The 26,421-nt window shown below is 55.2% G+C and carries 18 protein-coding genes, 3 tRNA genes and 8 pseudogenes; 16 read left to right on the top strand and 13 right to left on the bottom strand.

Annotation, left to right across the window (positions count from 1 at the left end; all coding sequences use genetic code 11):
- Positions 1-50: 50 nt before the first annotated feature.
- Positions 51-671, bottom strand: a complete 621-nt coding sequence (locus B4967_RS07975; protein WP_083024589.1) for a phosphoadenosine phosphosulfate reductase domain-containing protein — start codon at positions 669-671, stop codon at positions 51-53.
- A 118-nt stretch (positions 672-789) separates the two neighbouring features.
- Positions 790-2,148 (bottom strand): aminodeoxychorismate synthase component I, encoded by a 1,359-nt coding sequence (pabB, locus tag B4967_RS07970; protein WP_083024588.1) that lies wholly within the window; start codon positions 2,146-2,148, stop codon positions 790-792.
- 250 nt (positions 2,149-2,398) lie between these two features.
- On the opposite strand from pabB, the pseudogene B4967_RS07965 reads away from it, so the two are divergent.
- From B4967_RS07965 to prpF, 5 genes and pseudogenes are all read left to right on the top strand, one after another.
- A pseudogene (locus tag B4967_RS07965) lies at positions 2,399-3,141 on the top strand (GntR family transcriptional regulator).
- A 14-nt stretch (positions 3,142-3,155) separates the two neighbouring features.
- A pseudogene (gene prpB, locus B4967_RS07960) lies at positions 3,156-4,059 on the top strand (methylisocitrate lyase).
- Positions 4,060-4,138: 79 nt separating this feature from the next.
- Positions 4,139-5,267: pseudogene (gene prpC, locus B4967_RS07955) on the top strand (bifunctional 2-methylcitrate synthase/citrate synthase).
- A gap of 31 nt (positions 5,268-5,298) precedes the next feature.
- Positions 5,299-7,940: pseudogene (gene acnD / locus B4967_RS07950) on the top strand (Fe/S-dependent 2-methylisocitrate dehydratase AcnD).
- A 79-nt stretch (positions 7,941-8,019) separates the two neighbouring features.
- Positions 8,020-9,198 carry a 2-methylaconitate cis-trans isomerase PrpF gene (prpF, locus tag B4967_RS07945; RefSeq protein ID WP_083024586.1) on the top strand — a complete coding sequence of 393 codons (1,179 nt, stop codon included), beginning with the start codon at positions 8,020-8,022 and terminating at the stop codon, positions 9,196-9,198.
- 69 nt (positions 9,199-9,267) lie between these two features.
- On the opposite strand, the gene B4967_RS07940 is transcribed toward prpF, so the two are convergent.
- Positions 9,268-9,552 carry a ComEA family DNA-binding protein gene (locus B4967_RS07940; RefSeq protein ID WP_083024584.1) on the bottom strand — a complete coding sequence of 95 codons (285 nt, stop codon included), beginning with the start codon at positions 9,550-9,552 and terminating at the stop codon, positions 9,268-9,270.
- Positions 9,553-9,836: 284 nt separating this feature from the next.
- Here B4967_RS07940 and pyrF point away from each other — a divergent pair, with 284 nt between their 5' ends.
- On the top strand, positions 9,837-10,541 hold the full coding sequence (gene pyrF / locus B4967_RS07935) for an orotidine-5'-phosphate decarboxylase (RefSeq protein ID WP_083024582.1): 705 nt from the start codon (positions 9,837-9,839) through the stop codon (positions 10,539-10,541).
- Here pyrF and lapB read toward each other — a convergent pair whose 3' ends face one another.
- The 3 genes from lapB to B4967_RS07920 all read right to left on the bottom strand — a co-directional run bounded on the left by lapB (position 10,542) and on the right by B4967_RS07920 (position 12,443).
- Positions 10,542-11,741 carry a lipopolysaccharide assembly protein LapB gene (lapB, locus tag B4967_RS07930; protein ID WP_083024580.1) on the bottom strand — a complete coding sequence of 400 codons (1,200 nt, stop codon included), beginning with the start codon at positions 11,739-11,741 and terminating at the stop codon, positions 10,542-10,544.
- Entirely contained in the window at positions 11,742-12,047 is a 306-nt protein-coding gene (locus B4967_RS07925; RefSeq protein WP_083024578.1) for a lipopolysaccharide assembly protein LapA domain-containing protein, read from the bottom strand.
- Positions 12,048-12,146: 99 nt separating this feature from the next.
- Positions 12,147-12,443, bottom strand: a complete 297-nt coding sequence (locus B4967_RS07920) for an integration host factor subunit beta (protein WP_083024577.1) — start codon at positions 12,441-12,443, stop codon at positions 12,147-12,149.
- 220 nt (positions 12,444-12,663) lie between these two features.
- On the opposite strand from B4967_RS07920, the gene B4967_RS07915 reads away from it, so the two are divergent.
- Positions 12,664-12,957, top strand: a complete 294-nt coding sequence (locus B4967_RS07915) for an FAD assembly factor SdhE (protein WP_083024575.1) — start codon at positions 12,664-12,666, stop codon at positions 12,955-12,957.
- A gap of 370 nt (positions 12,958-13,327) precedes the next feature.
- Here B4967_RS07915 and nadB read toward each other — a convergent pair whose 3' ends face one another.
- From nadB to uvrY, 6 genes and pseudogenes are all read right to left on the bottom strand, one after another.
- Entirely contained in the window at positions 13,328-14,935 is a 1,608-nt protein-coding gene (gene nadB / locus B4967_RS07905; protein ID WP_083024573.1) for an L-aspartate oxidase, read from the bottom strand.
- 202 nt (positions 14,936-15,137) lie between these two features.
- A tRNA-Leu gene (locus B4967_RS07900) sits at positions 15,138-15,224 on the bottom strand.
- Between the two features lie 39 nt (positions 15,225-15,263).
- Positions 15,264-15,337: transfer RNA gene (locus tag B4967_RS07895), tRNA-Cys, on the bottom strand.
- 151 nt (positions 15,338-15,488) lie between these two features.
- Positions 15,489-16,037, bottom strand: coding sequence for a CDP-diacylglycerol--glycerol-3-phosphate 3-phosphatidyltransferase (pgsA, locus tag B4967_RS07890; protein ID WP_083024572.1), 549 nt, complete (start codon positions 16,035-16,037; stop codon positions 15,489-15,491).
- 98 nt (positions 16,038-16,135) lie between these two features.
- Positions 16,136-17,951, bottom strand: a pseudogene (uvrC, locus tag B4967_RS07885) (excinuclease ABC subunit UvrC).
- A gap of 46 nt (positions 17,952-17,997) precedes the next feature.
- Positions 17,998-18,648, bottom strand: coding sequence for a UvrY/SirA/GacA family response regulator transcription factor (gene uvrY / locus B4967_RS07880; RefSeq protein ID WP_083024570.1), 651 nt, complete (start codon positions 18,646-18,648; stop codon positions 17,998-18,000).
- A gap of 175 nt (positions 18,649-18,823) precedes the next feature.
- On the opposite strand from uvrY, the gene B4967_RS07875 reads away from it, so the two are divergent.
- Positions 18,824-18,899 (top strand) — tRNA-Ala (locus B4967_RS07875).
- Between the two features lie 146 nt (positions 18,900-19,045).
- Here the strand turns inward: B4967_RS07875 and argF are convergent.
- Positions 19,046-19,965, bottom strand: a pseudogene (gene argF / locus B4967_RS07870) (ornithine carbamoyltransferase).
- Between the two features lie 217 nt (positions 19,966-20,182).
- On the opposite strand from argF, the gene grxD reads away from it, so the two are divergent.
- The 8 genes and pseudogenes from grxD (at position 20,183) to B4967_RS07830 (ending at position 26,152) form a co-directional block, all read left to right on the top strand.
- Positions 20,183-20,533, top strand: a complete 351-nt coding sequence (gene grxD, locus B4967_RS07865; RefSeq protein ID WP_044630132.1) for a Grx4 family monothiol glutaredoxin — start codon at positions 20,183-20,185, stop codon at positions 20,531-20,533.
- A gap of 157 nt (positions 20,534-20,690) precedes the next feature.
- Positions 20,691-22,570, top strand: a pseudogene (dnaX, locus tag B4967_RS07860) (DNA polymerase III subunit gamma/tau).
- 48 nt (positions 22,571-22,618) lie between these two features.
- Positions 22,619-22,945 carry a YbaB/EbfC family nucleoid-associated protein gene (locus tag B4967_RS07855; RefSeq protein WP_044630130.1) on the top strand — a complete coding sequence of 109 codons (327 nt, stop codon included), beginning with the start codon at positions 22,619-22,621 and terminating at the stop codon, positions 22,943-22,945.
- 3 nt (positions 22,946-22,948) lie between these two features.
- A complete protein-coding gene (recR, locus tag B4967_RS07850) occupies positions 22,949-23,554 on the top strand; it encodes a recombination mediator RecR (protein WP_083024568.1) in 606 nt (201 codons plus the stop codon).
- 53 nt (positions 23,555-23,607) lie between these two features.
- Positions 23,608-24,741: a ribonuclease D gene (gene rnd / locus B4967_RS07845; RefSeq protein ID WP_243470403.1), complete on the top strand. Its 1,134-nt coding sequence runs from the start codon at positions 23,608-23,610 to the stop codon at positions 24,739-24,741.
- On the top strand, positions 24,738-25,031 hold the full coding sequence (locus tag B4967_RS07840; protein ID WP_058576298.1) for a YcgL domain-containing protein: 294 nt from the start codon (positions 24,738-24,740) through the stop codon (positions 25,029-25,031). Before rnd ends, B4967_RS07840 begins: the two co-directional genes overlap by 4 nt.
- A gap of 31 nt (positions 25,032-25,062) precedes the next feature.
- Positions 25,063-25,634: pseudogene (locus B4967_RS07835) on the top strand (acyl carrier protein phosphodiesterase).
- A gap of 59 nt (positions 25,635-25,693) precedes the next feature.
- Entirely contained in the window at positions 25,694-26,152 is a 459-nt protein-coding gene (locus B4967_RS07830) for a YcgN family cysteine cluster protein (RefSeq protein WP_083024564.1), read from the top strand.
- Positions 26,153-26,421: the final 269 nt, after the last annotated feature.

Below are 26,421 nucleotides of genomic sequence, written 5' to 3'. Positions count from 1 at the left end.
AGGCGGGGAGCCTGGGCGTCGTGCTGGGTATTGGTGGCTTTATTGGTAGCTTAGTGCTGAAGGTGCAGCCCGCATTCGCGTTTCTCTTCTACCTTGGTGGGGTCGAAGTAGTCGAAGTTGTTGGGTAGGTCGTGGGCCTCTAAGTAGTAGTACATATCTTTAGCGGTCCACTGCAGCAGTGGGGCGACTTTTAGTAAGCCGTCGCTATTGCGGCTAACCACCTGCATTTTAGCCCGGTCGGGCGTGTCTTCGGCACGTAGCGCGGTAAACCATACATCGGGTTGCATCTCGCGTAGTGCGCGCTCAAATGGTTCAAGCTTCACTTCTTGAGTAAAGGCATCATGGCGCGGGTCATCAATGCCGGGCATGGGGCCTTCCAGCGCTTCGCGGTGGGCGCGAGTACGCTTTGGCAAAAAGCTGACAATGTTTAAGTTGAGGCGCTGGATCAGCGCATCGGCGAACTGGTAAGTCGCCTCGGTGTTGTAACCGCTATCCATCCAGACAATGGGGATATCAGGGCGTACTTGCGTCACCATATGCAGAATGACCGCTTCGAAGGGGCGGAAGTTGGTGGTGCAGATAGGGCGTTCGCCCTGGCTGAACGCCCACTCAATCAGTTCTTGAGGGTTGTTGGCAAAGTCGCGATTAATCTGTTCAAGCGTTGAGGACATGCGGCCTCCTAAGTGAAAAAGCGTGCAATGCCCCTAGGCTACCAAAGGCGGGGGGCTTCTCCCCAATACCGTTTGGTTAGGCTTTTATATTTCTTTTTGATGTAAGAGCGTTAATCGCTTATTCCAAAGCGCCTATTAAGTGGCGGATCTTATCCAGCGTTTCGGTGTACTCTTCATCTGCTTTTGAATCCGCCACCAGCCCGCCGCCACCCCATACGTGCAGTGTGCCTGCATCTGCCACCATGGTACGGATGGCAATGGAGGTATCCATGCTGCCGCGAACATCGATATAACCCAGGCTGCCGCAGTAAACGCTGCGCTGGCAGGGTTCCAACTCATCAATAATCTGCATCGCCCGTATTTTTGGCGCGCCGGTAATCGAGCCGCCAGGAAACGCGGCGGTGAGCAGCGAAAGCGGTGAGTGCTGGGCAGCAAGTTGGCCCTGTACCACGCTGACTAAGTGGTGCACGTTGGGATAGCTCTCAAGCTGGCACAGCTGCGGCACGCGAATAGAGCCAGGTGTGCATACGCGCCCTAGGTCATTGCGCAGCAAGTCCACAATCATCACGTTCTCCGCGCGATCTTTAGTGCTGCTGAGCAGTTCGTCCGACAGGGCACGATCCTCTTCTGGGGTTCTTCCTCGTGGGCGGGTGCCTTTTATCGGGCGGGTTTCCACCAAGCCGTCACGGCACTGGATAAAGCGCTCAGGAGAGAGTGATAAAACAGCTTGGCTACCCCATGCCATAAAGCCTGAAAAGGGCGTAGGCGTCGCTTCACGCAGTTTAAGGTATGCCTGCCACTCGTCTCCTTGATAGCGGGCCGAAAAGCGCTGGGCCAAATTGATTTGGTAGCAGTCCCCCGCAAGGATATAGCGCTGGACCGCCGCAAAACGCTCGGTATATTCTGCCTGGCTAAGTTCGGCTATAAACGGCTGTGTGAGCCGAAAGGCGTGGCTAGGTGTTGCTGGTTCGCTTAACCACTCCATTACCTGCCTGCGCCGCTGTTCGCTGCCTACCAGCCACGCTTGTTCGGTGACGTGGTCAAATGTGATACACCAATCAAACAGCCCTAAACGCGCTAAAGGTAACTGGGTGACGGGCGGGTGCTGGCTGGGTATGTCAGCATGGTTGCGGCCAAGGTCATAGCTCCAGTAACCCATCAGGCCACCTAAAAAGGGGAGCTCGCTCTTGAGGTTGGCTGTGGGTAGCTGCTCTAAAAGCCACTGCTGCTGTGCATGGCTGTTGCCCATCAACGATGGGGGGAGTGACAGCGTGTCAGACTCAAACGCTGTGTGGCCATCTGGCGATATTTTTAGCGTAGCGAGGGGGTCACTGCTAAGGATGTCGTAACGCCCGGTGGTGGCCTTCGGACGGCCGCTATCGAGCAACACCGCACCGGGGCGTTGCCTGAGTTTGGCAAACAGTGCCAAAGGGTCGGAAGAGTAGGGCAGGGCTGTAATCGTCAACGCCGTTGTCATGAAGCAAACGCCAGGCCAGTGAGGGCGCCATATTTTAGAGGTCGTACCACCATCGCACCAGCAGAAGCCATCGACGACTTTCTCACGCTTGAGGTGCGAGCTATCCTAATTTATTTGATTGTTGACAGTTGTTTCCCGGGTCCATACCCGCTTGCAACGAAAGACGTATAAAAACGCCTATTTTGCATGGTTGACGAGGGAAATAGAGAGGGCTAAAGTTCCTCTATTCCTTAATTGTCGACAATTAGCCATGACGTTACTTGCTACAACCTCCTCGCCTTCCGATGAAGCCTCGTCCGAGCCGGTCTCACCTGAGGTGCGTACGCTCGCAGAGCGCGTGTTTCATCAGCTGCAAAGCGCCATTGTGCGCGGCGAGCTAGCGCCAGGCAGTAAAATTACCGAACCAGGGCTATCCAAAACCTACGGTATCTCCCGTGGGCCGCTGCGTGAAGCCATGCGACGCCTGGAAGCTCACCGCTTGATTGAACGCGTGCCCCACGTAGGAGCGCGGGTGGTCAAACTCTCCATGAAAGAGCTGCTGGAGCTCTTCGACGTACGCGAAGCCTTAGAGAGCATGGCTGCCCGCTTGGCCGCCGAGCATATGTCGCCTGAGGAGATTCAGGGCTTACGCGATGTACTGGCGGTGCATGAAAGCCAGGGCGACTAAAGCGCGGTGAAGCCTATTACCAGCGTGAAGGCGACCTGGATTTCCATTATTGCATTGTTCAAGGCAGCCACAACAAGATGCTGATGAACCTGCTTTGCGATGACCTTTACTACCTAGTGCGCCTCTATCGTACCCAGTTTAGCGCCAGCGGTACGCGCCCCCAGCGGGCATTTGTAGAGCACCACCGTATTGTGGACGCTATTGAAGCCGGTGACGCTGAACTTGCCGAGCTATTGATGCGCCGCCATGTCAGCGCTTCTCGTGCCAATGTCGCTGACCGCTATGCCGCCATTCTCGAACAACAATCAACAACATCTGCCGACTAAAGGAGCTAACGCCCATGTCTACCACACCATCATCCAAGCTTACCCCTGGGGCACGGTTTCGTGCCGCGCTTGAAGCCAATCGTCCGCTGCCGATTTTAGGCACCATCAACGCCTATACGGCCCATGATGGCTGAGCGTGTAGGCCATCAAGCCATTTATCTTTCGGGTGGTGGTGTGGCGAATGCATCGTTTGGCCTGCCGGATCTAGGTATGACCACCATGAACGACGTGGTGGAGGATGCACACCGCATCTGTGGCGCCACCGAGTTGCCGCTGCTGGTGGATATCGATACAGGCTGGGGCGGTGCGTTTAACATTGCCCGCACCGTGAAAGAGATGCAGCGGGCGGGTGTGGCTGCTGTGCACCTGGAAGACCAAGTCGCGCAAAAGCGCTGCGGCCACCGGCCGAACACGGCCATTGTCTCGCAGCAAGAGATGGTAGACCGCATCAAAGCCGCCGCCGATGCCAAGCTAGACCCGGATTTTTACCTGATTGCCCGCACCGATGCGTTCCAAAAAGAGGGGCTGGATGCGGCCATCGAGCGGGCGAACGCCTGCGTGGAAGCAGGTGCCGACGCTATCTTTGCCGAAGCGGTACATACGTTGGATGACTATAAGGCGTTCTGCCAGCGAGTAAATGCTCCCATTTTGGCCAACATTACTGAGTTCGGCGCGACGCCGTTGTTTAGTCAGCAGGAGCTGGGCGAGGTTGGCTGTCGTATGGTGCTCTACCCGCTCTCGGCGTTCCGGGCCATGAATGCCGCCGCGTTGAAGGTGTACCAGAGCATTCTAGATAACGGTCATCAACGTGAGGTGGTCGACACCATGCAGACCCGCGATGAACTGTACGACTTTTTGAATTACCACGACTTTGAGCAAAAGCTTGACGCGTTGTTTGCCGAGCAAAAAGACGATTAACGAAAGCGAGGTCTTTAGCTAACAGCGCTAATTTACTAACAACACTTATAAAATTAATAAGTACGTCAGGAGAGATAACATGGCTGATAAACCGCTAGCAGGCGCAGGACTTCGGGGGCAGAGCGCAGGCGTGACAGCTCTATGTACCGTGGGTAAAACCGGTTCTGGTCTGACCTATCGTGGTTTCGATATCAAAGAGCTGGCCGAAAAAGCCAAATTTGAAGAAGTCGCTTACCTGCTGTTGAAAGGCAAGCTGCCCAACCAAGCGGAGCTTGACCACTACATTGCCAAGCTAAAAGGCCTGCGTGGCTTGCCTGATGCGCTGAAAACCGTGCTGGAGCAGATTCCTAAAGACGCTCACCCGATGGACGTGATGCGTACGGGGGCCTCCATGTTGGGCAACCTGGAAACCGAAGAGAGCTTTGACGAGCAGCAGGACGTGGCGGATCGCCTGCTAGCGGTGCTGCCCTCGATTATTTGCTACTGGTATCGCTTCAGCCATGACGGCGTGCGTATTGATACCGAAACTGATGATGCCGCGGTAGGTGGCCACTTCCTACATATGCTGCGCGGCGAGCCAGCCTCCGAGCTTCATGCTCACGTGATGAACGTCTCGCTGATTCTCTATGCCGAGCACGAGTTCAAAGCTTCAACTTTCACCGCTCGGGTATGCGCTTCTACGCTTTCCGATATGCACTCTTGTATCACCGGCGCGATTGGCTCACTGCGCGGCCCGCTGCACGGCGGCGCCAACGAAGCGGCCATGGCGATGATCGAGAACTGGGCATCGCCAGAGGAAGCAGAGCGGGAAATGCTCGGTATGCTGGAGCGTAAAGAGAAGATCATGGGCTTTGGTCACGCCATCTATCGTGAGTCGGACCCGGCGCAACGCTATTATCAAAGAGTGGTCCAAAAAGTTAGCTGAAGATGTAGGCGACACGGTGCTCTATCCGGTGTCGGTACGCTGTGAAGAGGTAATGTGGCGGGAGAAGAAGCTGTTCTGCAACGCAGACTTCTTCCATGCCAGCGCCTACCACTTTATGGATATTCCGACCAAGCTGTTTACGCCGATTTTTGTGATGTCTCGGCTGACGGGCTGGGCTGCACATGTGTTTGAGCAGCGTGCCAACAACCGCATTATTCGCCCCAGCGCCGATTATATCGGTCCTGAGAAGAGCGAATGGGTACCCATCGAAGCGCGTGACTAATCGGTTGCGCGGTGACTAAGTGAGAGGCGTTATGAACACGAATTATCGCAAGCCGCTACCGGGCGTTCTGGTAGAGGGCGAGCCGGTAGAGTTCTTCGATGCACGCCAAGCGGTCGAGGATATCCAGCACGGCGCCTATGCCAAACTGCCCTACACTTCGCGAGTATTGGCCGAACAGCTGGTACGTCGCTGTGACCCTGAGCTGCTCACCGATGCTCTAAAACAGCTCATTGAGCGCAAGCAGGATTTAGATTTTCCCTGGTACCCGGCACGGGTGGTATGTCACGACATTCTTGGCCAGACCGCGCTGGTAGATTTAGCCGGCCTGCGTGATGCCATTGCTGACAAAGGCGGTGACCCGGCCAAGGTCAACCCGGTCGTGCCCACTCAGTTGATCGTCGATCACTCGTTGGCCGTCGAACATGCGGGCTTTGAGAAGGACGCTTTCGAGAAAAACCGCCAAGTGGAAGATCGTCGTAACGACGACCGCTTCCACTTTATTAACTGGACCAAGCTGGCGTTTGAAAACGTCGACGTGATTCCTCCCGGCAACGGCATCATGCACCAGATCAACCTGGAGAAGATGTCGCCAGTGGTGCAGTGCCGCCCTGATGAGCAGGGCGTGCGTATTGCCTATCCAGATACATGTGTGGGTACCGACAGCCATACGCCCATGGTAGATGCGCTCGGGGTAATCTCTGTGGGGGTGGGTGGTTTAGAGGCAGAGAGCGTCATGCTTGGTCGCGCCTCCATGATGCGCCTGCCGGATATTGTCGGGGTCGAGCTTACCGGCAAACTACAGCCGGGCATTACCGGCACCGACATGGTGCTGGCGATTACCGAATTTCTGCGTAAAGAGCGGGTAGTGGGCGCTTACTTAGAGTTCTACGGCGAGGGGGCTGACGCGCTGACCGTGGGCGACCGCGCCACGATTTCCAATATGACACCGGAGTATGGTGCTACGGCGGCGATGTTCTACATCGATAACCAAACCATTGAGTATCTCAAGCTCACTGGGCGTGAAGATGAGCAAGTCGCGTTGGTAGAAGCCTACGCTAAGCATACTGGGCTATGGGCGGATGATCTCAAGAGTGCCTATTACGAGCGGGTATTGACGTTTGATCTCTCAAGCGTGGCACGCACGTTGGCTGGCCCTTCTAACCCCCATGCTCACTTGCCTACGTCCGAGCTGGCCAAGCGGGGTATTGCCATCGACCTGGATAAAGCCCGGGCCGATGAGCAGGCAGGTAGAATGCCGGATGGCGCGGTGATTATTGCCGCCATCTCCCAGTTGCACCAACACGTCTAACCCGCGCAATATGGTGGCGGCTGGGTTGATTGCTCGCAACGCCAACCGGTTAGGGCTGACCCGCAAACCGTGGGTGAAGTCGTCGCTGGCCCCTGGCTCAAAAACCGTCAAGATGTACTTAGAAGAAGCGCACTTGATGGATGAGTTGGAAAACCTCGGCTTTGGTGTGGTGGCCTACGCCTGTACCACCTGTAACGGGATGTCTGGTGCGCTGGAGCCGCACATCCAGCAGGAAATAATCGACCGCGACCTGTACGCCACAGCGGTGCTTTCCGGTAACCGAAACTTTGACGGGCGTATCCACCCCTACGCCAAACAGGCGTTTTTGGCTTCACCGCCGTTGGTGGCGGCGTATGCCATTGCGGTCACCATCCGCTTTGATATCGAAAAAGACGTGCTGGGGTATGACACGCAGGGTAATCCGGTCACCCTCAAGGACATCTGGCCCGACGATAGCGAAATCGATGCTATCGTGAAGTCGGCGGTGAAGCCCGAGCAGTTCCGCCAAACCTATATCCCGATGTTCGATCTGGATAAAAGTGCGCGTACGCAGGTAAGCCCGCTCTACGAATGGCGGCCCCAGAGCACCTACATTCGCCGCCCGCCCTACTGGGAAGGCAACATGGCGAAAGAGCGCGGGCTGAAGGGCATGCGCCCGCTGGCGATTCTGCCGGACAACATCACCACCGACCACCTTTCGCCTTCCAATGCCATCATGCTCGATAGCGCGGCGGGGGAGTACCTGCACAAAATAGGCCTGCCGGAGGAGGACTTTAACTCCTACGCCACCCACCGCGGGGATCACCTGACCGCCCAGCGGGCAACGTTGGCGAACCCGAAACTGTTCAACGAAATGGTCCACGACGAGCAGGGCAAGGTGCTGCAGGGGTCGCTGGCGCGTATTGAGCCGGAGGGTAAAGTGACCCGCATGTGGGAAGCCATCGAAACCTACATGGCCCGCAAGCAGCCGCTGATCATTATCGCCGGTGCGGATTACGGCCAGGGCTCATCTCGTGACTGGGCGGCTAAAGGGCGTCGCGCTCGCAGGGGTGGAAGCCATTGTCGCCGAAGGCTTTGAGCGCAGCCACCGCACGAACCTGATCGGGATGGGTGTGATGCCCCTTCAGTTTGAAGAGGGCACTACCCGTAAAACGCTTGGATTGGACGGTACGGAAGTCTTCGATGTGGAAGGCACGCCCGATCCTCGCGCCATGCTCACGCTGGTCATTCACCGCACCAGTGGCAGCACCGAGCGCGTGCCGGTGGTTTGCCGATTGGATACGGCTGAAGAAGTGACCATCTATTCAGCCGGTGGCGTGCTGCAGCGGTTTGCCCAGGACTTTTTGGAATCCTCCGTTGCCTAGTGGTCTCAGCGCAATGGTAAGGGTGTGATTGATAGCGCATAGCCTGGCAGTTGCCAGGCTATTTTTTAAGAGGTGCGTCATGGCTCATAAAGCACAAATCAGTATTCCCGCCACCTATATGCGGGGCGGCACCAGTAAGGGGGTGTTTTTCACTCTGGGCGACCTACCCCCCGCCGCTCAGGTGCCGGGTGAGGCGCGGGATAAGCTGCTGCTGCGGGTGATAGGCAGCCCCGACCCCTATGAAAAGCAGATTGACGGTATGGGCGGAGCAACCTCAAGCACCAGCAAAACGGTGATCCTCTCGAAGAGCGACTCTCCCGATCACGATGTGGATTACCTTTTCGGCCAAGTCTCAATCGATAAGCCCTTCGTGGACTGGAGCGGTAACTGCGGCAATCTATCTGCGGCGGTGGGGCCTTACGCTATCGCCAACGGTTTAGTTTACCCTGCCAGGGGGCCGCAAAACAGCATTGCAGAAGTACGTATTTGGCAGGTCAATATTCAGAAAACCATTGTTGCCCAAGTGCCCATAATTGATGGTGAGGTGCAAGAAACCGGTGATTTTGAGTTGGATGGCGTGACCTTTCCAGCGGCAGAAATCCCCGTCGCGTTTATGGACCCTGCCGATGGCGAGGGCGCTATTTTTCCAACCGGTAACGTGGTCGATGACCTGGATGTGCCGGGTGTTGGTGTGCTGAAAGCAACGCTGATTAAGGCAGGCATTCCAACGGTGTTCGTCAATGCTGAGGCGCTGGGCTACACCGGGTGTGAACTGCAAGAAGCGATTAATGGGGATGCCAAGGCGCTGGAGATGTTCGAAACGATTCGCGCCCACGGTGCTGTCCGCATGGGATTGATTAACCATGTGGAGGAGGCTGCCAGTCGTCAGCATACTCCCAAAGTGGCCTTTGTGGCCCCCGCGGCTAGCTATATGGCATCGAGTGGGAAAGCCGTCAATGCTGAAGATATTGACTTGGTGGTGCGTGCGCTCTCGATGGGCAAACTACACCACGCCATGATGGGCACAGCGGCGGTGGCGATTGGTGCTGCTGCGGCGATTCAGGGTACGTTGGTGAATTTAGCGGCCGGTGGCATTGAGCGTGAAGCGGTGACGTTTGGCCATCCTTCAGGGTCACTTCGGGTTGGGGCGAAAGCCAGCCTGGTAGACGGGCGCTGGCAGATTGATCAGGCGGTAATGAGCCGCAGTGCACGAGTGTTAATGGAAGGGCGAGTGCGAGTGCCCGGCGATACAATTTAAGCGGCTTGTCAGCACTGCCACCGCCGATGTGTAACCGTGCGGTGGCATGTGGTGGGTTGCTTTTTAAATTTACTCTTCAAATTTGATTTGATCACGTATACGGTCAACGGTGGCTGGCCCAATGCCGTTCACGCGGGTCAGATCATCGGCATTTTCAAAGGCACCGTTGGCTTCGCGCTCTTCAATAATCGCTGTCGCGCGGCTTGGGCCAATACCGGGCAGCTCAGCAAGCAGTTCCTCATCGGCACTGTTGACGTTAATTGGCGCAATGGCTTGAGCCAGCGCTGTTCCTGATAGGCCAAGGCTGAGGCTAATAAGTAGTGCGGCTGCGATACGCTTAAACGTTGTCTGCATCGTTAACATCCTTCTGTTTTTTTCCATTGAGCCAGTCGCGTACTCAGCACGAAAGGCCATGAGCGCAGCGATAGGAGTGAAGCTTTATTCGCCGCCTTAGTGAAATTAGCTTTTTAGAACAGTGAATGCTGTAAGTCATCGACGATGGTTTTTGTAAGCCTTTTGCTACAGGGAAATGGCCAATCGCTTACACTGCAAGCTCTGTGGGGCTGGTACACTAATCAATACCCATCGCGTCAATGGCGCAATTTCCCTTTAAGCGTTCACGAACACGGAGTAAGCGCGTGTCCACCGATTCCCCACTGATTATTGCCCTGGATTACCCTTCGCTTGATGCAGCTCTGTGCATGGCAGACCAGCTTGACCCTGCTCGGTGCCGTCTCAAAGTCGGTAAAGAGCTGTTTACGCGAAGTGGCCCTGCCGTACTGGAAGCGCTCCATGGACGTGGTTTCGATGTGTTCCTGGATCTTAAATTTCACGATATTCCTAATACCGTGGCCAGTGCTGTTCAGGCGGCGGCAGAGCAGGGCGTTTGGATGGTAAACGTTCACGCCTCTGGCGGGCGCAAAATGATGGAGGCAGCGGCAAAGCGCTTATCCGACCATCAGCTTACTACGCACTTAATTGCGGTCACGGTGCTGACTAGCATGCAGGCGGAAGACTTGGCGGATGTGGGCATTACTGCAAGCCCTGCTGAGCACGTCATGCGCTTGGCAGCCCTGACCCAGCAAAGCGGATTAGACGGCGTGGTGTGCTCGGCGCAGGAGGCGGCGCAGATCAAAGCGCAGTGCGGCAGCGCATTCTTAAAAGTAACGCCCGGTATTCGTCCTAGCTTTGCGGCGGCGAATGATCAACAGCGCATCATGACGCCTGCTGACGCAATGCAGGCGGGTAGCACGCATCTAGTGGTAGGTCGTCCGGTCACGCAAGCAGAAGACCCTATGGCAGCATTAGCGGCTATTGAGGCCGAGCTGGCAGGTGGGCAATAGCTATTCGCCCTCGACGCCGGTAATTGGTTTAATAGTGCCCCAGCGGCGGCAGCTGGGGCACTGCCAAGCCAGGCTGTCGCTACTAAACCCACAGCGGCGGCAGCGATGGCGGGGGCGTCCCTTCAGCAGGGCATCGGTATGGTGTTTTAGTAAGAGGAGTCGGGTATCCGGTGTGGCTTTACCAGCGAGCCGTTCACTTTCCAGGTAGAGATCAACTAGGTAATCAAGCCCTCCTAGGCTGGGCGCTTCACTCAGCCACTCGCCGGTTCGCTCGATAGCGCTGTCTACTCCATCTCTTTGATGAACGAGTTCCCCTAGCGTCACAATGACGCTGGTATACGGCGCTTGGCCTAGTAGTTTATACAGGTGGCTTTCCAGACCGGGTAAGTTGTTATTGCGGGTATAAGCGCGCTGGAGTGCTGGTAGCATGGTCGGTACGTGAGCGATATCCTGCTGGGGTATATGATCAAGCCGCTCGATAGCTTTTGCATAGTGACCATTATCCATCTCTAATTCAGCCAGCATTAAGGTGGCGCGAATACAGCGCTCATCCAACTGGAGCGCTTTTTTGAGGTGCTTACGCGCTATTGCGCGGCTAGATTGATCAATTTCCTGTTGGGCAAGTTCACAGAGCCAGTGTGATGCAGGGCGGCGCATGGCGGGTTGCTGCTTAATCAGCGGTTGAACAACGTCTAGCGCGTCTTGCCACTCTTTTTCTCGCTCAAGTAAATCAATCAGCAGCCGCTTCGCTTCTAGACGGAGCGCTTCGTTCACCGAGTGTTCTAGCAGGCTGCGCAGTAGCCGCTGGGCTCGGTCGTGCACAGCCAAGGCGATAAAGTCGCGGGCGAGCTCAAGCTGAATGGTTTCATTAGTCGTGATAGAGAGTGCTGGGCGGGCTAGCAGGTTTTGATGAATGCTAACGGCTTTATCTGCTTCACCACGGGCACGGAAAAGCTTGCCAAGGGCAATATGAGTATCAATGGTGTCGCTATTAACATCCAATGCATGGATAAAGGTGTTAATCGCTTCGTCGGGCTGCTCGTTCAGCAGATAGTTCAGCCCGACGAAGTATTCCCGTGATAAGCCGGGAGTACGCGAGGCGGGGGAGTGCTGCTGGCGGCGGTAGGCGTAACGGATGCCTAGGCCAAAGCCGATGGCAATGGCTGCCAAGAGTACGCCTAGCAGCACAGCATCATGCATTTACGCCAGTTCCTTCAACCCCTGAGTGCGTAACCGGTCTAGCTCTTTGCGCTGCTGTTTATTGTGACGCTCACTGCGGGCAAGCTGTGCTTTCAGGCGAACATAAACACCCAGCATGGCCAGCATGCCAACAATGACGCCCACCGCTAGGGTGGCTAGTAGCCATACGGAGAGTGATACGGCAGGCAGTTCAGCCCAAATTAGGTTTAAGGCAATGGCTTGCTGGTTATTCACAGCAAACAGAATGCCCACCAGCAGCACTACCAATAAAATGACGGCCAGAATCAGCCCTTTGATCCAACGCATGAGAGTTTCCTAGTCAGTGACGTTCACGATGATGCTATTGTGTCTGAGTCTGGGCGCGACGTCATCCCGCAGAAGGTCGGATGGCGCTATTAACTCGCTTTAGTAACCTAAAGCTCGGCTCGCATCGACTTGTTCGCGCAGCTTCTTGCCCGGTTTAAAGTGCGGGACGTATTTGCCGTCTAAATCTACCGGGTCGCCGGTTTTAGGATTACGCCCCGTGCGCGGCTCGCGATAATGAAGCGAAAAGCTGCCAAAACCACGGATCTCTACTCGTCCTCCAGTGGCGAGAGCATCGGTCATATCATCTAGGATAATACGCACCGCTGTTTCGACATCCTTGGCGGATAGCTCCGGTTGACGCATCGCAATTTGTTCGATTAGTTCAGACTTGGTCATCGGTTGGCTCCCTGCGTTTAAAGGCCGTAATGCACATGCGACCTCGATAACTTCGAAATCAGCATACTGCGCATAACCGCATAAAACAATTCAGATAAAACAAGGTACTAGGCAAGTTAGTACGAAGCTGATTAACAGCATAGGCGAAGCTTGGCCCTGGCGCGACCCCACAGCTTCGGTATACTGGCTTTTCATTTTCATCTACTCGGAGAGGCTGACGTTGAGCGACGATACTTCCCCCGCCGCTGTGCTTCGTAAGCGGCTTTACTGGCACTCCCGGCGCGGTATGTGGGAGCTGGATCTGCTGTTAATTCCCTTTATAGAAAAACGCTTGGACACGCTGAGCGAAGAGGAGCAGTTGACGTATCAGCGTTTGATTGAAGAAGAGGATCAAGATTTGTGCGTTTGGCTGATGCATCGTGAGTGGCCTGAAGACCCTGACTTGCGCCATCTTGTGCAAATGATCGTTGAGCATGCTGAAACCACAGATAACACTGCTTATCGCACGCTCTAAGCTGGCAGTTGGGCTTTACGGGGCGTTAGTGCTGGGGCTGGCGATACTAGCAGGTTGGGCGATAGGCCATTGGTTAGGGGTGTTAACGCTAAGCATTGGGATGGCGTTGGTGTATGGCTCCTATCGTGCGCAGCCATGTGGGGCGCTGCAGCTCACCAAGAACGGCAGCCAGATAGAGGGATGCTGGTTGCTAGCCACTGGAGAGGCGGGGCCGACATTAGGAGTTAGCTGTGACTATCTAGGGCCTTGGCTAGTAGGGCTTCGTATGGGATCACAGCGTCTCTGGTTATGGCCAGACAGTCTCCCAGGCGACAGTCAGCGCGCCCTGCGCCGATGTTTCCATCGGCCTGGTCGATAGTTTGGCAGGGCGTTAGTGCGGAAGCCCTGCTAAACGCAAACTATCTAGTGTCAGTTGAGAAGGGCCGGAGGTGGCCTGATGTTCTGGCCAGTCAATAGAGTAATGCAAGCCCCGAGACTCGTGGCGTTGAGAGGCGGCCAGCACAGTGAGTTGAGCAAGCATAATGGCTTGCCTTAGTCGCATACTTTCTGGGTGCGACATCGCTTTATCTAGCTTTTCCAATTCTTTTTTGATTTCTGCCAGTGCTTCACTGGCGGCAGCAAGGCCTTGGTCGCTTCTTACTATCGATACGTATTGACTGATGACGCTGCGCATCTTAAAGCGGAGCTTTCTAAGTGCCTCTAGTTCCACGTTAATGCTGGGCTGAATGATAGGTGCTTGATGATCACCTCCTGTATTCAGCGGCTCATTGGGTGGCGAGGGCAAGGAGAGCAGATGCAGGGCGCAGCTACGCGCATAAACCAAACACTCAAGCAGCGAATTGCTAGCCATACGGTTTGCGCCGTGGAGGCCGGTATAGGCCGTTTCGCCAATGGCATAAAGGTTGGCAACGTTGGTAGCGCCAGCGTGGTCGGTAGCGACGCCGCCACAGCTATAATGGGCGGCGGGCACAACGGGGATCGGTTGGCGCGTAATATCCATTCCCCGCGAGGCGCAATGAGCCAAAATTGTAGGGAAGTGATGGCGTATAGAGGCTTCCCCTAAATGGCGTATATCTAGCCAGACGTGCCCCAGCGTGCCTTGCTGAATCTGTGCATCAATGGCTCTTGCCACCACATCTCTAGGCGCTAGCTCGGCACGTGGATCGAGGTCGGGCATAAAACGATGGCCAGCTTCGTTAAGCAGGTGGCCGCCTTCACCGCGCACCGCCTCGCTAATCAGAAAGGCTGGGCCATCCGGGTCGAATAGGCAGGTAGGGTGAAACTGCTGAAACTCAAGATTGGCAAGAGTTGCTCCCAGCTCAGCCGCCATCATCATACCTTCGCCGCTGCTGGGTGCTGGGGTGGTGGTGTGCCGGTATAACCCGCTTGCGCCGCCGGTAGCGAGAATGGTGTGATGGGCATAAAACGCTTGTAGGCGTTGCTCGCTATCGACACCTTGGGCGCCAATGCAGTGGCCCTCAGCGTTGCTCAGCAGGGTGAGAATCGTCAGGTCGCTGCGCTGAGTAATGCCAGGGCGGGCAGAGACTTTATTGACCAAGGTTTCAACTACCGCACGACCGGTGGCGTCATCGGCATGAATAATGCGCCGCGCGTTGTGCCCGCCTTCTCGGGTCAGGTGGTAGGGGTAGCGGGCGCTTGGGTCCGGGTCGGGCGTAAACGGAACACCGTTGTCAATGAGCCATTGAATCGCCTCAGGACCATGGGTGACGGTAAAACGAACGGCGTCTTCATCGCATAGTCCATCACCAGCGATGAGAGTATCGCGTACATGGTCGTCGAGATTGTCATCCGGAGAGAGCACTGCCGCAATGCCGCCCTGTGCCCAGCGGCTGGCCCCTTGATCATCCATTGCCGGACGTACCAGCGTGACTAACAAGTGGTCAGCAACTTCTAGCGCTAGGGTGAGGCCGGCGACGCCGCCGCCGATAATAAGTAGGTCGGTTGTTGGCGTGCTCATAGGGGCCCGCTCCTTCTTTTTGCTATCAAAAACTGCGCGCGCAACACGCTTTCACAGGGAGGATGGCATCATAGCGTGACCACTGGCGCTTAGCGATGGTGTGGGCAAAAATGCGAAAGGTAACTGATCGGGTGGGCGTTAAACACAAAAAAGCCGCGTAGATCAGAAGATCTCGCAGCGTCATGTTCTTACTAACAATTCATGGTGCCCGGAGCCGGACTTGAACCGGCACGGAGTTGCCTCCGAGAGATTTTAAGTCTCTTGCGTCTACCAATTTCGCCATCCGGGCAGTGTATCGGCGCTTTAGCAGCAATCGCTACACTGACAATGGAGGCTGGAGTCGGAATCGAACCGGCGTACACGGAGTTGCAGTCCGCTGCATAACCACTCTGCCATCCAGCCTAACAAGTCATTGGCGTTAACCAGCGATGCTCTACCACTGAGCTATTCCCGATCGACTCGAGGGCGAATTATACGCATCGCTGCGCGCTTGTCAAACAATCAATTTATCAACGGGTTCAAAGAGCTACTGTGCTGCTGACATTTATGCTGCCTACATTGAGCGACTAAGGTGCGGCCAAGCAGCTTTTAGATACTGAGCCATTGACCAAAGCGTGAGAGCAGCGGCAGCGTACAGAACAACCACGCCCAGTAGCGCGATTTCGTGCCCTGGCGGGAAGGCCAGCAGCACCAGAATGGCGACCATCTGCAGCGTGGTTTTTAGTTTGCCAACCCAAGAGACCGCCACCATGCCGCGTTTACCCATTTCGGCCATCCACTCCCGCAGGGCTGAAATAACGATCTCACGACCGATAATCACCAGTGCGGGCAGCGTCAGGATCAGCGTGTCGAAACGCTCAATTAACAGTGCAAGCGCCACGGCGACCATAAGTTTGTCTGCCAAAGGGTCTAAAAAGGCACCGAAGGGTGTCGACTGATTCCAGCGGCGGGCCAGGTAGCCATCGAGCCAGTCGGTGACCGATGCTAGGGCAAATAAACCAGCGGCAATCGGCATGCTGCAACTGAAAGGTAGATAAAACAGTACTACCAGTAGCGGGATAAAAAAGATTTTTGCCAGTGTAAGTATGTTGGGTATATTCATCGCAGGGCGCGATCCTTGCCGGAGAATCATGAAGTCGGAGTGTAATGTGCGGGTTATTCTATCCCCCTTAGCGCATTGCATCCATGTTAAGAACAAGTTTATCCATTCAGTGCCGTATAAATGCTCTCTGCGAGGGCTGCATTAATTCCGGGCACCCTGGCTAGTTCATCACGGCTGGCCTTTTGTACGCCCTGTAGGCCACCAAAAAAGCGCAGAAGTTCACGCCGCCGTTTAGGGCCTATGCCAGGAATATCCTGCAAAGTAGACGTGCGTCGCGCTTTGTCTCGCGCTGCCCGGTGGCCTGCAATCGCAAAGCGGTGGGACTCATCGCGGATATGCTGGATTAAATGCAGTGCCGGAGAAGCCGGATCTAAAGGCAGCGGGTTATCGCTGGTCTCTAAGAAGAGAGTTTCCAGCCCGGCCTTGCGAGTGGTTCCTTTGGCAACGCCTAGTAGAATGATGTTGGTGACCGAAAGGTCGTTTCGTACCCCGCGTGCCATATTGAGCTGCCCTTTGCCGCCATCCACAATCAGAATATCGGGGGCCACTGCTTCTCCGCTTTTTACCCGCTTCAGGCGCCGCGTCAGCGCTTGTTGCATGGCGGCGTAATCATCCCCTGCTGCGATGCCTTCAATGCGGAAGTGGCGATAGTCACTTTTACGCGGGCCTTGATGGTCAAACACCACGCAAGACGCCACGGTGGCTTCGCCCTGGCTGTGGCTGATATCGAAACACTCAAGCCGCTCTGGCAGTTTTTCCAGTCCCAGCGCTTTTTGCAGTGCCTCAAACCGCTGAGTGAGCTGGGTTTTATTGACCAGCTGTGATGCAAGCTGCTGCTCGGCGTTGGTCATGGCGAGGTGCTGCCATTGGGCGCGATGCCCGCGCACTTGGCTTGCTACTCTGACTTTTTTGCCTGCTTGCTGAGAGAGGGCATCGGCAATCAGAGTGCTATCTTCCAGCGGGAGGCTAGTAATTACTTCTCCGGGTACGTTATGCGGCTGGCCAAAATAGTATTGACTAACCACTTCGGTCAGCAGCATTTCTGGCGGCAGGTCTAGATCATTCTTTGGCGTATGGTGCCGAGCACCCAGTAGACGACCATCACGCACGCTCAATATGGAGATGCCGAGTGCGCCAGGGCGTTGGGCTAAGGCGAAAACGTCTGCGTCGCCGCTCTCGTTATCCACAAACTGGCGCTGCTGCAGCTGGCGTAGCTGCTGGATTTGGTCACGCAGGCGTGCGGCCTCTTCAAAGTTGAGCGCTTGGCTGGCTACTTCCATTTCTTGGGTTAATAGCTGGGTCACGTGCTCGCTTTTGCCTTCTAGGCACATCACCGCATGTTCCACATCCCGGCGATACTCCTCTTCTGAGATGTAATCAACACAAGGGGCGCTGCAGCGCTGAATTTGATACTGCAAGCAAGGGCCGAGAGCGGTGGTCAAAAACACTGTCTTCGCAGTTACGGATGCGAAAAATTTTCTGCATCAGCGTCAGGCTCTCTTTTACGGCCCCGCTGCTGGGGTAGGGGCCCAGGTAGCGGCCATCGTCGCGACGCTGGCGTGCTCGCTTATATTCCAACGCGGGGTAGGGGTGGCGGTCAGTGACAAACACAAACGGGTAGGATTTATCATCCCGTAGCCGGATGTTGTAGGGCGGGCGAAGCTCCTTGATTAATGTTTGTTCAAGCAGCAGTGCTTCGGTTTCGCTACGGGTGACCGTAATTTGAATATCGGCAATGCGTGCCACCATCGCCTGGGTTTTGGTATTGAGCTGGCCGCGGAAATAGCTTGCCAGTCGTGCTTTCAAACGCTTCGCTTTGCCGACATAGAGCGTGTTTTGCTCCTCATCCAGCATGCGGTAAACACCGTGTGAAGTGCTGACAGAGCTTAAAAACTGCTTGGCATCAAAAGTCATAGCTGGGCATTGGAGCTCTTAAATGGCAGAAGCTGCGATGGTAGGTCTATCCCATAGTGGCGTCAAAACCTTCGACTAGACCGTGGCGTAAGGCGAGATGGGTCAACTCGACATCACTGGTGACATGTAGCTTATCAAACAAGCGATAACGGTAAGTGTTAACGGTTTTAGGGCTAAGGTGTAGACGGTCAGAAATATCTTGTACTCGCTGACAGTTGACGATCATCAAAGCAATTTGTAGCTCGCGATCAGAAAGCTGGTTAAATGGGCTATCTTCGTCAGTGAAGTGGGCGAGTGCTAGCCGCTGTGCAATTTCTTGGCTTATATAGCGCCCGTTGCGGAAGACTTGGCGAATGGCATCGGTCATTTCCACCGCATCAGCCCCTTTGCTTAAAAAGCCCGATGCCCCGGCTTCAAGCATGCGCCTCAGGACGCTGTCCTCTAAGTGGGCGGTAAGAATGATAACCTTAATGTAAGCCAGGGTGCGTTGAATACGCCGTGTGGCTTCTAGCCCGCCGATACCCGGCATACGAAGATCCATGAGGACAATGTCAGGCTTTAGTTGTCGGCACTGGGCGACGGCGCTCTCTCCATCATCCACTTCGCCCACAATTTTAATATCGGACTCTTCGTTTAGCAGGTGGGCGATGCTGGTTCTCACCAGGTGGTGATCATCGGCAATTAAAACGTTGATCAAAGGTCTGGCTCCTGCAGGTAATCATCGTGGACTCAAGCGATACGCACGCTGCGAACCTATAGAGTGCCACAGCTCTCAGCAAAGGAGAATTAGATGATTCTGGTTTGCTTTAATGCTTGACTCTTACAGTGCTGTGAATTAGTATTCGCCCCGCTGCACGAAACTGGCAGCATGTGGGGCCTTAGCTCAGCTGGGAGAGCGCAACACTGGCAGTGTTGAGGTCAGCGGTTCGATCCCGCTAGGCTCCACCAATATTTCTAAACGCTACGTTATTTATAACGTGGCGTTTTTTTATGCTTGCTTTGTACCCGGTGTAGTGGCGTTTGCTTTCGAGGGCATTGTGCACAAGCCCGCCCTGCAAAGCATACAGGGCGGGATAGAGGTTAGGCGATAGAGGTTATGCGTCGACTTTGCCTAGCAACAAAAACTCGATCAATGCTTTTTGAGCGTGTAGGCGGTTGCCGGCTTCCTGCCATACTACTGCCCTTGGGTCGTCCAGCAGCGTGAGGCTGATCTCTTCGCCTCGATGAGCAGGCAAGCAGTGTAAAAACAGCACGTCAGATTGGGCGGAGTCGAGCAGGGCTTCAGTTACCTGGAAGCCTGCAAAGTCGGCTTCTCGTTTTGCCTGCTCCTCTTCCTGGCCCATGGAAGCCCATACGTCAGTAGTGATTAAGTCAGCACCTTTAGCCGCTTCTTGTGGGTCGTGGAGCAGGGTGACGCAGTCACCCGCAGCGGCCATGATATCTTCGCGTGGTTCATAGCCTTCCGGGCAGCAGACCCGCAGATGAAAGCCGAACTGGCGGGCGGCGTTGATCCAGGAGTGGCACATATTATTGCCATCGCCAATCCACACCGCGGTGCGACCTTTGACGCTGCCGCGCAGCTCTGTCCAGGTATCACATCTGCCAGCAGTTGGCAGGGGTGGTAGTCGTCGCTTAGGGCATTAATCACCGGCACGCTGCTGGCGCTGGCATAGGTTTCCAGGCCTTGGTGGGAGAAGGTGCGAATCATGACTGCATCCACCATCTCAGAGAGCACGCGTGCGGTGTCTTCGATTGGCTCACCGCGGCCAAGCTGGGTATCACGAGGAGAGAGGAAGAGCGCATGGCCACCAAATTGCGCCATGCCTGTTTCAAAAGAGACGCGGGTTCGGGTGGACGATTTTTCAAAAATCATCGCCAGCGTGCGGTTTGGTAGCGGTGTGTACACCGGGCCATTAGCTTTAAGATCCGTCTTGATCTTAATGGCACGCTGGATCAAATACGCCAGCTCATCTGGGGTCAAATCCAATAGGGTAAGGAAATGGCGTGTCGCCATGGACTTCTCTCCGCGCAAAAACACCATCCTAGCGATGCGGCAGGGGATGCGCAACGCGGGCGGCATGCGTAGAATGGCTGCCACGCGTTAAGGCCGAGTAGTTTGCTCGGGTATTGGTGTAATCACCAATCCATGGCATTACTAGGTCGTGGGGTTAAAGCCAGTTGACGAATTGCGTAAACTGACTTGGATCACATCACTTGTTTAGGAGCACATCATGAGCACCACTGCCGAAAATATTCAGCGTCAAATCAGCGAAAACCCGATTTTGATCTACATGAAAGGCACCCCCCAACTGCCCCAGTGCGGCTTCTCTGCACAGACAGTGCAAGCGCTGATGAGCTGCGGCGAACGTTTTGCCTTCGTCAACGTATTGGATAACCCGGATATCCGTGCTGAGCTGCCGAAAATTGCCAACTGGCCGACCTTTCCCCAGCTATGGGTAGAAGGCGAGCTGGTAGGCGGCTGCGATATTGTGATTGAAATGCATCAAAACGGTGAGCTTGAAAAGTTGGTAAAAGAAGCCGCCCAACGTGCTGGTGCCGCTGAAGGTGGCGATAACGCCTAAGCGTAACGCCTCATGCCGCTCGGCATCTGCCGGGCGGTTGGCGGGCTGCGGTGCAGCCGCTAGAATGGTGCTCTATGAAGCACCAACAATTAGCATCTACGGTTTACGATAGGCTGTTTAGCATCGACAGTCAGCCCGCCTAAGGAAGTTTTGCTCAATGAGCTATCAGGTTCTGGCCCGCAAATGGCGGCCGCGTACATTCCACGAGCTCGTGGGCCAGGCCCATGTTCAACGCGCCTTGGTCAATGCCCTTGATCAGGGCCGCTTACACCACGCTTACCTGTTTACTGGCACGCGTGGCGTCGGCAAAACCACGCTGGCGCGCATTTTGGCGAAATGCCTTAACTGTACCGCTAATGGGCGCGGGGATGAGGGAATTACCTCGACACCCTGCGGTCAGTGCGATAGTTGCCAAGCCATCGATGAAGGCCGTTTTGTCGACCTGATCGAAGTCGACGCTGCTTCGCGAACCAAAGTAGAAGATACCCGCGAACTGCTCGATAACGTTCAGTACGCGCCTACCCAAGGGCGCTACAAGGTATACCTCATTGATGAGGTGCACATGCTCTCCACCAGCAGCTTTAATGCGCTGCTTAAAACGCTGGAAGAGCCGCCACCCCATGTAAAATTTCTGTTAGCGACCACCGATCCGCAGAAGCTCCCCGCCACGGTACTATCCCGCTGTTTGCAGTTTACGCTCAAGCATATGCCGCCTGAGCGGGTAGTCGAGCACTTAACTTATGTGCTGGGCGAAGAGGGGGTTGAGTATGATGAAAGCGCGTTGTGGCTGTTAGGCAAGGCTGCTGAAGGCTCCATGCGCGATGCAATGAGCCTGACTGATCAAGCCATTGCCTTTGGCCAAGGGGCTGTGCGCCATGCTGATGTAGCGGCAATGCTGGGCACGTTGGATCATCGCCATGTGCTGGCCTTGGTTGAAGCGCTAGCAGCGGTAGATGTTCAGAAGTTGCTGGCAGAAGTGGCCCAGCTAGCCGAGCAGGGACCTGATTTTGCCGCCGTGCTAGATGAGTTAACTGCCATACTCCACCGCTTGGCCGTGGCGCAAATGGTGCCGGATGCAGTGGATAATAGCCACGGTGACCGAGCGCAAATTCAGCAGCTGGCCAGCCGTTTTACCGCTGAAGATATCCAGCTCTACTACCAGATTGGTATCCAGGGGCGTGGCGATATGGTACACGCCCCAGACTTGCGTAGTGCTCTGGAGATGACGCTGCTACGGATGCTGGCTTTCCGCCCTCAGGGTGTTCCCAAGCCACCTGCGACGCCGCTGCCGCTACGCCCTGAGCCTGCGCCTTCAGCAGATGCAACGCCAGCCCCCGCAGCCCCGCCAAGCGCCCCTGTGTTAGCGGAGCCAGCCGCAAAAAAGCCTGAGCCTGCACCCGCCGCTGCCGAGGCTGAGCCGCCTGAGCCTGCGGTGCAGGCAGCTCCACCAAGTGAGGCGCCCGAGGCATTAGAGCCGCAATATGATGCGCCGCCGCCCTGGTCGCTTGAAGAGGTAGAAAGCGCCGCTACGCTCTGCCAGAGCCAGAGCCAGAGCCAGAGCCAGAGCCAGAACCCGCTCCATCCTTTAATGTGGCGCCTTCCTCTCTCTCGGCTGAATCGCTGGCCTCGGGAGATCTCTTAAACCACGCCGCATGGCTGGCTTGTTTTGACGCCTTAGGTTTAGGCGGGCTGACGCGTAACTTGGCGGCACATTGCCAGTTAGCAAGCGATGATGGTGGCACTGTGGTGCTGCGGCTTGACCCCAGCCAGTCCGCCATGAAGGCCGAGGTTCATAACGTGCGCATTGAGCGAGCGCTGAAAGAGATCGGCATACCAAGAAGGGTTCAGTTCAGCGTGGCTGAACTTGACGCCACGCTGGAAACACCCCGGCAACAGGAAGAGCGTTTACAGCAAGAACGCCATGCGCAGGCTGTTGATCTATTGCATCACGACCCCAATATTCAGAAGTTGCAGCAGGCGTTTGGGGCTACGCTAATTGAGTCAACCGTAAAACCAGCGCCAGAGCCACGTTCCTAACGGCCGACGGCTACCAACTCGCTTATTAATGATTTAGGAGAAGACCGCATGTTTAAAGGCGGAATGGGCAACATCATGAAGCAAGCCCAAGAAATGCAGGAAAAAATGCAGCGCGTTCAAGAAGAAGTGGCCAAAGCTGAAGTGCACGGCGAAGCGGGTGCGGGCATGGTAAAAATTACCATGAACGGCCGCCATGATGTCAGCGATGTCACGATCGACCCAAGCGTGCTGGAAGAGGATAAAGAGCTGCTTGAAGATTTGCTGGCGGCAGCGGTCAACGATGCTGTACGCAAAGTAGAAGCGAACTCCAAAGCGAAAATGGAAGAAGCAACAGCCGGTTTAAATCTACCGCCCGGCTTTAAGATGCCGTTCTAAACCATGCGCTTTTCTCCGCTTGTTGAGCAATTGATGGACGCGTTTCGCGTGTTGCCAGGCGTTGGGCCAAAAACGGCCCAGCGCATGGCGATGCATTTACTAGAGCGTGAACGCCCAGGTGGCCAGCGATTAGCCGCAGTGATTCAGCAGGCGATAGAGGAAGTAGGCTACTGCCAGCGCTGCCGTACGCTCACCGAAGCCGATATTTGCGCGCTGTGCGAGAGCTCTCGCCGTGATGATGCACTGTTGTGCGTGGTTGAATCGCCCGCAGACCAGCTAGCGATTGAAGAGGCTGGCGGTTTTCAAGGGCGCTATTTTGTACTGCATGGTCACCTTTCACCGCTAGATGGTATTTGCCCGGCAGCTATCGGGCTGGAGTTGCTAGAAAGCCGTGTAGCTGAAGGCAATATTCGTGAAGTCGTTCTTGCTACTAACCCTACGGTAGAGGGTGAGGCGACAGCGCATTACATTGCCTCCCAGCTTGCGCATTACGGTGTATCCTTTTCTCGTCTCGCCTATGGCGTGCCGATGGGCGGTGAGTTGGAGTATGTGGATGGCGGTACATTAAGCCGCGCTTTTAATGGTCGCCAGCCCTTTGCTAGCGATTAATGCTGATAATAAACGCAAGCGCTGATGCGGTTGTGCCAACCCGGAAGATTTCTTTGTCCTCTTCAACTTCTGCTTTGTATCAATGGATTGATAGCGCCGAGGCGTTAGACGCCGCCTGTGAACAGGTTTCCGGTGCCAGCGTTATTGCCTTAGACACCGAGTTTTTCCGCGAGAATACGTTTTTCCCCATACCGGCGCTGATTCAGTTTGCCAGTCATGAAGTGGCATATTTAGTCGACCCGTTATCAACACGCTGCACCAACGCTTTTAAAGCGCTATTGCAAAATAGAGCGGTGAAGCTGCTGCATGCCTGCAGTGAAGATTTAGAAGTCTTCCAACACTGGGCGGGCGTGTTGCCTACGCCGCTGGTGGATACCCAGGTGGCGCAAGCCTTCTTAGGCGAAAATCCTGGCATGGGTTACCAAAAACTCGTAGAGCACTGGGTAGGCGAAACGCTTCCCAAAGAGGAGACACGCTCTAATTGGCTGGAGCGTCCGTTAACGTCTTCTCAATGTGAGTACGCCGCGCTAGACGTAATTTACTTGCTTAAGGTGTGGCAGTTTCAAGCGGAAAAACTCGACGCCTTAGGGCGGCGTGAGTGGTTGGACAGCGAGTGCGCCAGCTTGATCGAACAGGCAGGACGCAGCGTTGAAAACGACGGCCAGTGGTATACCCGCCAGCGCCAGCTTTGGCGATTGACGCCTCGCCAGCTTGAGGCCTACCGGCTAATGACGATTTGGCGCGAGGGCGAAACCCGCCGTCGAGATTTACCGCGTAATTGGCTGGTGAGCGATAAGCTGCTGTTCGTTGTGGCAGAAAAAATGCCCAAAAACCGCTATGAGCTAGCCGAGGTTGAGGGCATTAAGCCGCCGCTGGTCAAAAAAGAGGGCGATGCTCTACTGGCGCTAGTGAAGCAGGCCCAGCACGGTCCAGAAAGCGACTTACCTACGCGTTGGCCAGACCCCATGCAGCCTGCGTTTAAGCGCCGTTTCAAGGCGATTAAGGGAGTAGTTGCCGAAAAAGCAGCGGCTCTTAATATTGCTCCGGAAATGTTGCTGCGTCGCCGGGATATTGAGGCGCTGGTCATGCAGCGGCTTGCACACCAGCCATTACAAGAACTGAGTGGTTGGCGCGATACCTGCTTAACGCAAGCTATTCATCAGGCGCTTGAGGAGTCATCTTTATGAGCGAAAAACTGCTATGCGAGATTTTTAAAAGCTCGCGCAAAGACGAAATGTACCTCTACGTGGATAAGCGTAAAGGAATGGAGACAGTGCCTGAGGCGCTGATGGAGACCTTTGGTAAGCCGGTTCCTGTGCTAACGATGATTCTGACCGCTGATAAGCCGCTTGCCCGCGTGAAGGCCTCCGATGTGATGGCTGCGATTGAGGAGCAAGGATTTTACCTACAAATGCCGCCTGCCAAAGAGCCCTACTTACTGGACATTCATCGCGCTCAGACGACAGATCGCTCGTGAGTTATCGGCGCATTAGCGTGGCGCAAAAGCGATGAACTTTCTTGCCCACGCATGGCTGGCTCAGCCGGGGGACGACGGCTTTCTTTACGGTAATTTGATTGCCGATGGTGTGAAAGGCAGCGACCTTTCTGCTTGGTCGCCAAGCGTTGCCTGTGGCATTCGCCACCATCGGCGAGTTGATGCCTGGGTAGACCAGCACCCTAGCGTTATGATGGCCAAGCAGCGCGCTCCTCGGCTCAAAGACGCTATGCGGGCATTGCGCTGGATGTTGTGTGGGATCATTTTATTTCTCGCCAGCAGGAGGGGGCTGATCAACATCAGCTGATTGATCGCTGCTATCGATTACTCAGCGCGTGGCCCGCGCCACAACGTCTAGCGACGATGATGCCGGTGCTGGTTGAGCACGACTGGTTGCGCCGTTACGCTGATTTTGATTTTACATGTCGTGCGGTGGCGGGCATCGGGCAGCGCCTTTCCGGCTCCAACCGTCTGGCTGAATTAGTGCCCTGGCTGCGTGAAGACTACACTGCTTTAGAGGCGGATTTCAGCGTGTTATGGAGTGAGTGCCGGGAGGCGCTGACCAGTGATGGTAAGACAAGCTGAGATTAGCCGGCTGCTATAGCCTGCCTCTAACGTTAACGTTTAACCGAGGTGATTAGACGATGGAAACCGCGTTGCGCGAGCGCTTCTGGGAACACTATTCGTTGGAAGAGCTAACGCCTCCAGAATGGGAAGCCCTGTGTGACGGCTGCGGTCAGTGCTGTTTGCTAAAGCTGCATGATGATGAGACGCAAGAGCTGGCCATTCTTAACGTAGCGTGCCGCCTGCTGGATACTCATAGCTGCCAGTGCAGCGATTATGAAAACCGCTTTGAGAGCGTGCCTGACTGCACCCAGCTGACCCCAGCGCTGGTAAAAGAGTTTACCTGGTTGCCGCAAACCTGTGGGTACCGACGAGTGGCGGAAGGTCGCAAGCTGGCAGGATGGCATCCATTACTAAGTAACGATGCTGAACGAGTCCATCGAAAAGGCATCAGCGTCAGAGGGTTTGCTGTGTCCCAAGATGAGGTGCCAGAAAGGCAACTCGAAGAGCATATAATTGCCGTTCTTCCTATGTCGTGATTTTCATGTTTGAGCCCCTGCCGTAGCCTTCCTTGGCGTACGCTTAGACCGCTGGCGAATGCACTGTTAGCTAGCGGTTTTCGTTTTGCTGCTATCCCAAATCGTTAAAAAAGCCTCTTTAAGAGCCGAGGGTTGCGGCTTGGCAGCGGTTTTTTTGGTTGCCTGAGTGTTAGCGGGCTTCGTTGGTGATCCCAAATGGTGGGAAACTGTTCCTGATATTTCATCGTGTTACTCCTAATGATCAGCTATATAGACGTTGGTATATAAAA

Origin of the sequence: Vreelandella lionensis (assembly GCF_002087295.1) — a bacterium.
Taxonomy (GTDB): domain Bacteria; phylum Pseudomonadota; class Gammaproteobacteria; order Pseudomonadales; family Halomonadaceae; genus Vreelandella; species Vreelandella lionensis.
The sequence above is the reverse complement of the archived record's forward strand: the minus strand, read 5'-3'. Positions and strand labels throughout refer to the sequence as shown.

Excerpts from the sequence above, each read along its gene's own strand:
- lapB (WP_083024580.1), bottom strand. The coding sequence starts at position 11,741 with ATGCATGATGCTGTGCTGCTAGGCGTACTCTTGGCAGCCATTGCCATC.
- B4967_RS07830 (WP_083024564.1), top strand. The coding sequence starts at position 25,694 with ATGGAAACCGCGTTGCGCGAGCGCTTCTGGGAACACTATTCGTTGGAA.
- B4967_RS07840 (WP_058576298.1), top strand. The coding sequence starts at position 24,738 with ATGAGCGAAAAACTGCTATGCGAGATTTTTAAAAGCTCGCGCAAAGAC.
- nadB (WP_083024573.1), bottom strand. The coding sequence starts at position 14,935 with ATGAGCACGCCAACAACCGACCTACTTATTATCGGCGGCGGCGTCGCC.
- B4967_RS07855 (WP_044630130.1), top strand. The coding sequence starts at position 22,619 with ATGTTTAAAGGCGGAATGGGCAACATCATGAAGCAAGCCCAAGAAATG.
- pgsA (WP_083024572.1), bottom strand. The coding sequence starts at position 16,037 with ATGAATATACCCAACATACTTACACTGGCAAAAATCTTTTTTATCCCG.
- grxD (WP_044630132.1), top strand. The coding sequence starts at position 20,183 with ATGAGCACCACTGCCGAAAATATTCAGCGTCAAATCAGCGAAAACCCG.
- B4967_RS07940 (WP_083024584.1), bottom strand. The coding sequence starts at position 9,552 with ATGCAGACAACGTTTAAGCGTATCGCAGCCGCACTACTTATTAGCCTC.
- B4967_RS07925 (WP_083024578.1), bottom strand. The coding sequence starts at position 12,047 with ATGCGTTGGATCAAAGGGCTGATTCTGGCCGTCATTTTATTGGTAGTG.
- pabB (WP_083024588.1), bottom strand. The coding sequence starts at position 2,148 with ATGACAACGGCGTTGACGATTACAGCCCTGCCCTACTCTTCCGACCCT.
- recR (WP_083024568.1), top strand. The coding sequence starts at position 22,949 with ATGCGCTTTTCTCCGCTTGTTGAGCAATTGATGGACGCGTTTCGCGTG.
- B4967_RS07975 (WP_083024589.1), bottom strand. The coding sequence starts at position 671 with ATGTCCTCAACGCTTGAACAGATTAATCGCGACTTTGCCAACAACCCT.
- prpF (WP_083024586.1), top strand. The coding sequence starts at position 8,020 with ATGGCTCATAAAGCACAAATCAGTATTCCCGCCACCTATATGCGGGGC.
- B4967_RS07920 (WP_083024577.1), bottom strand. The coding sequence starts at position 12,443 with ATGACCAAGTCTGAACTAATCGAACAAATTGCGATGCGTCAACCGGAG.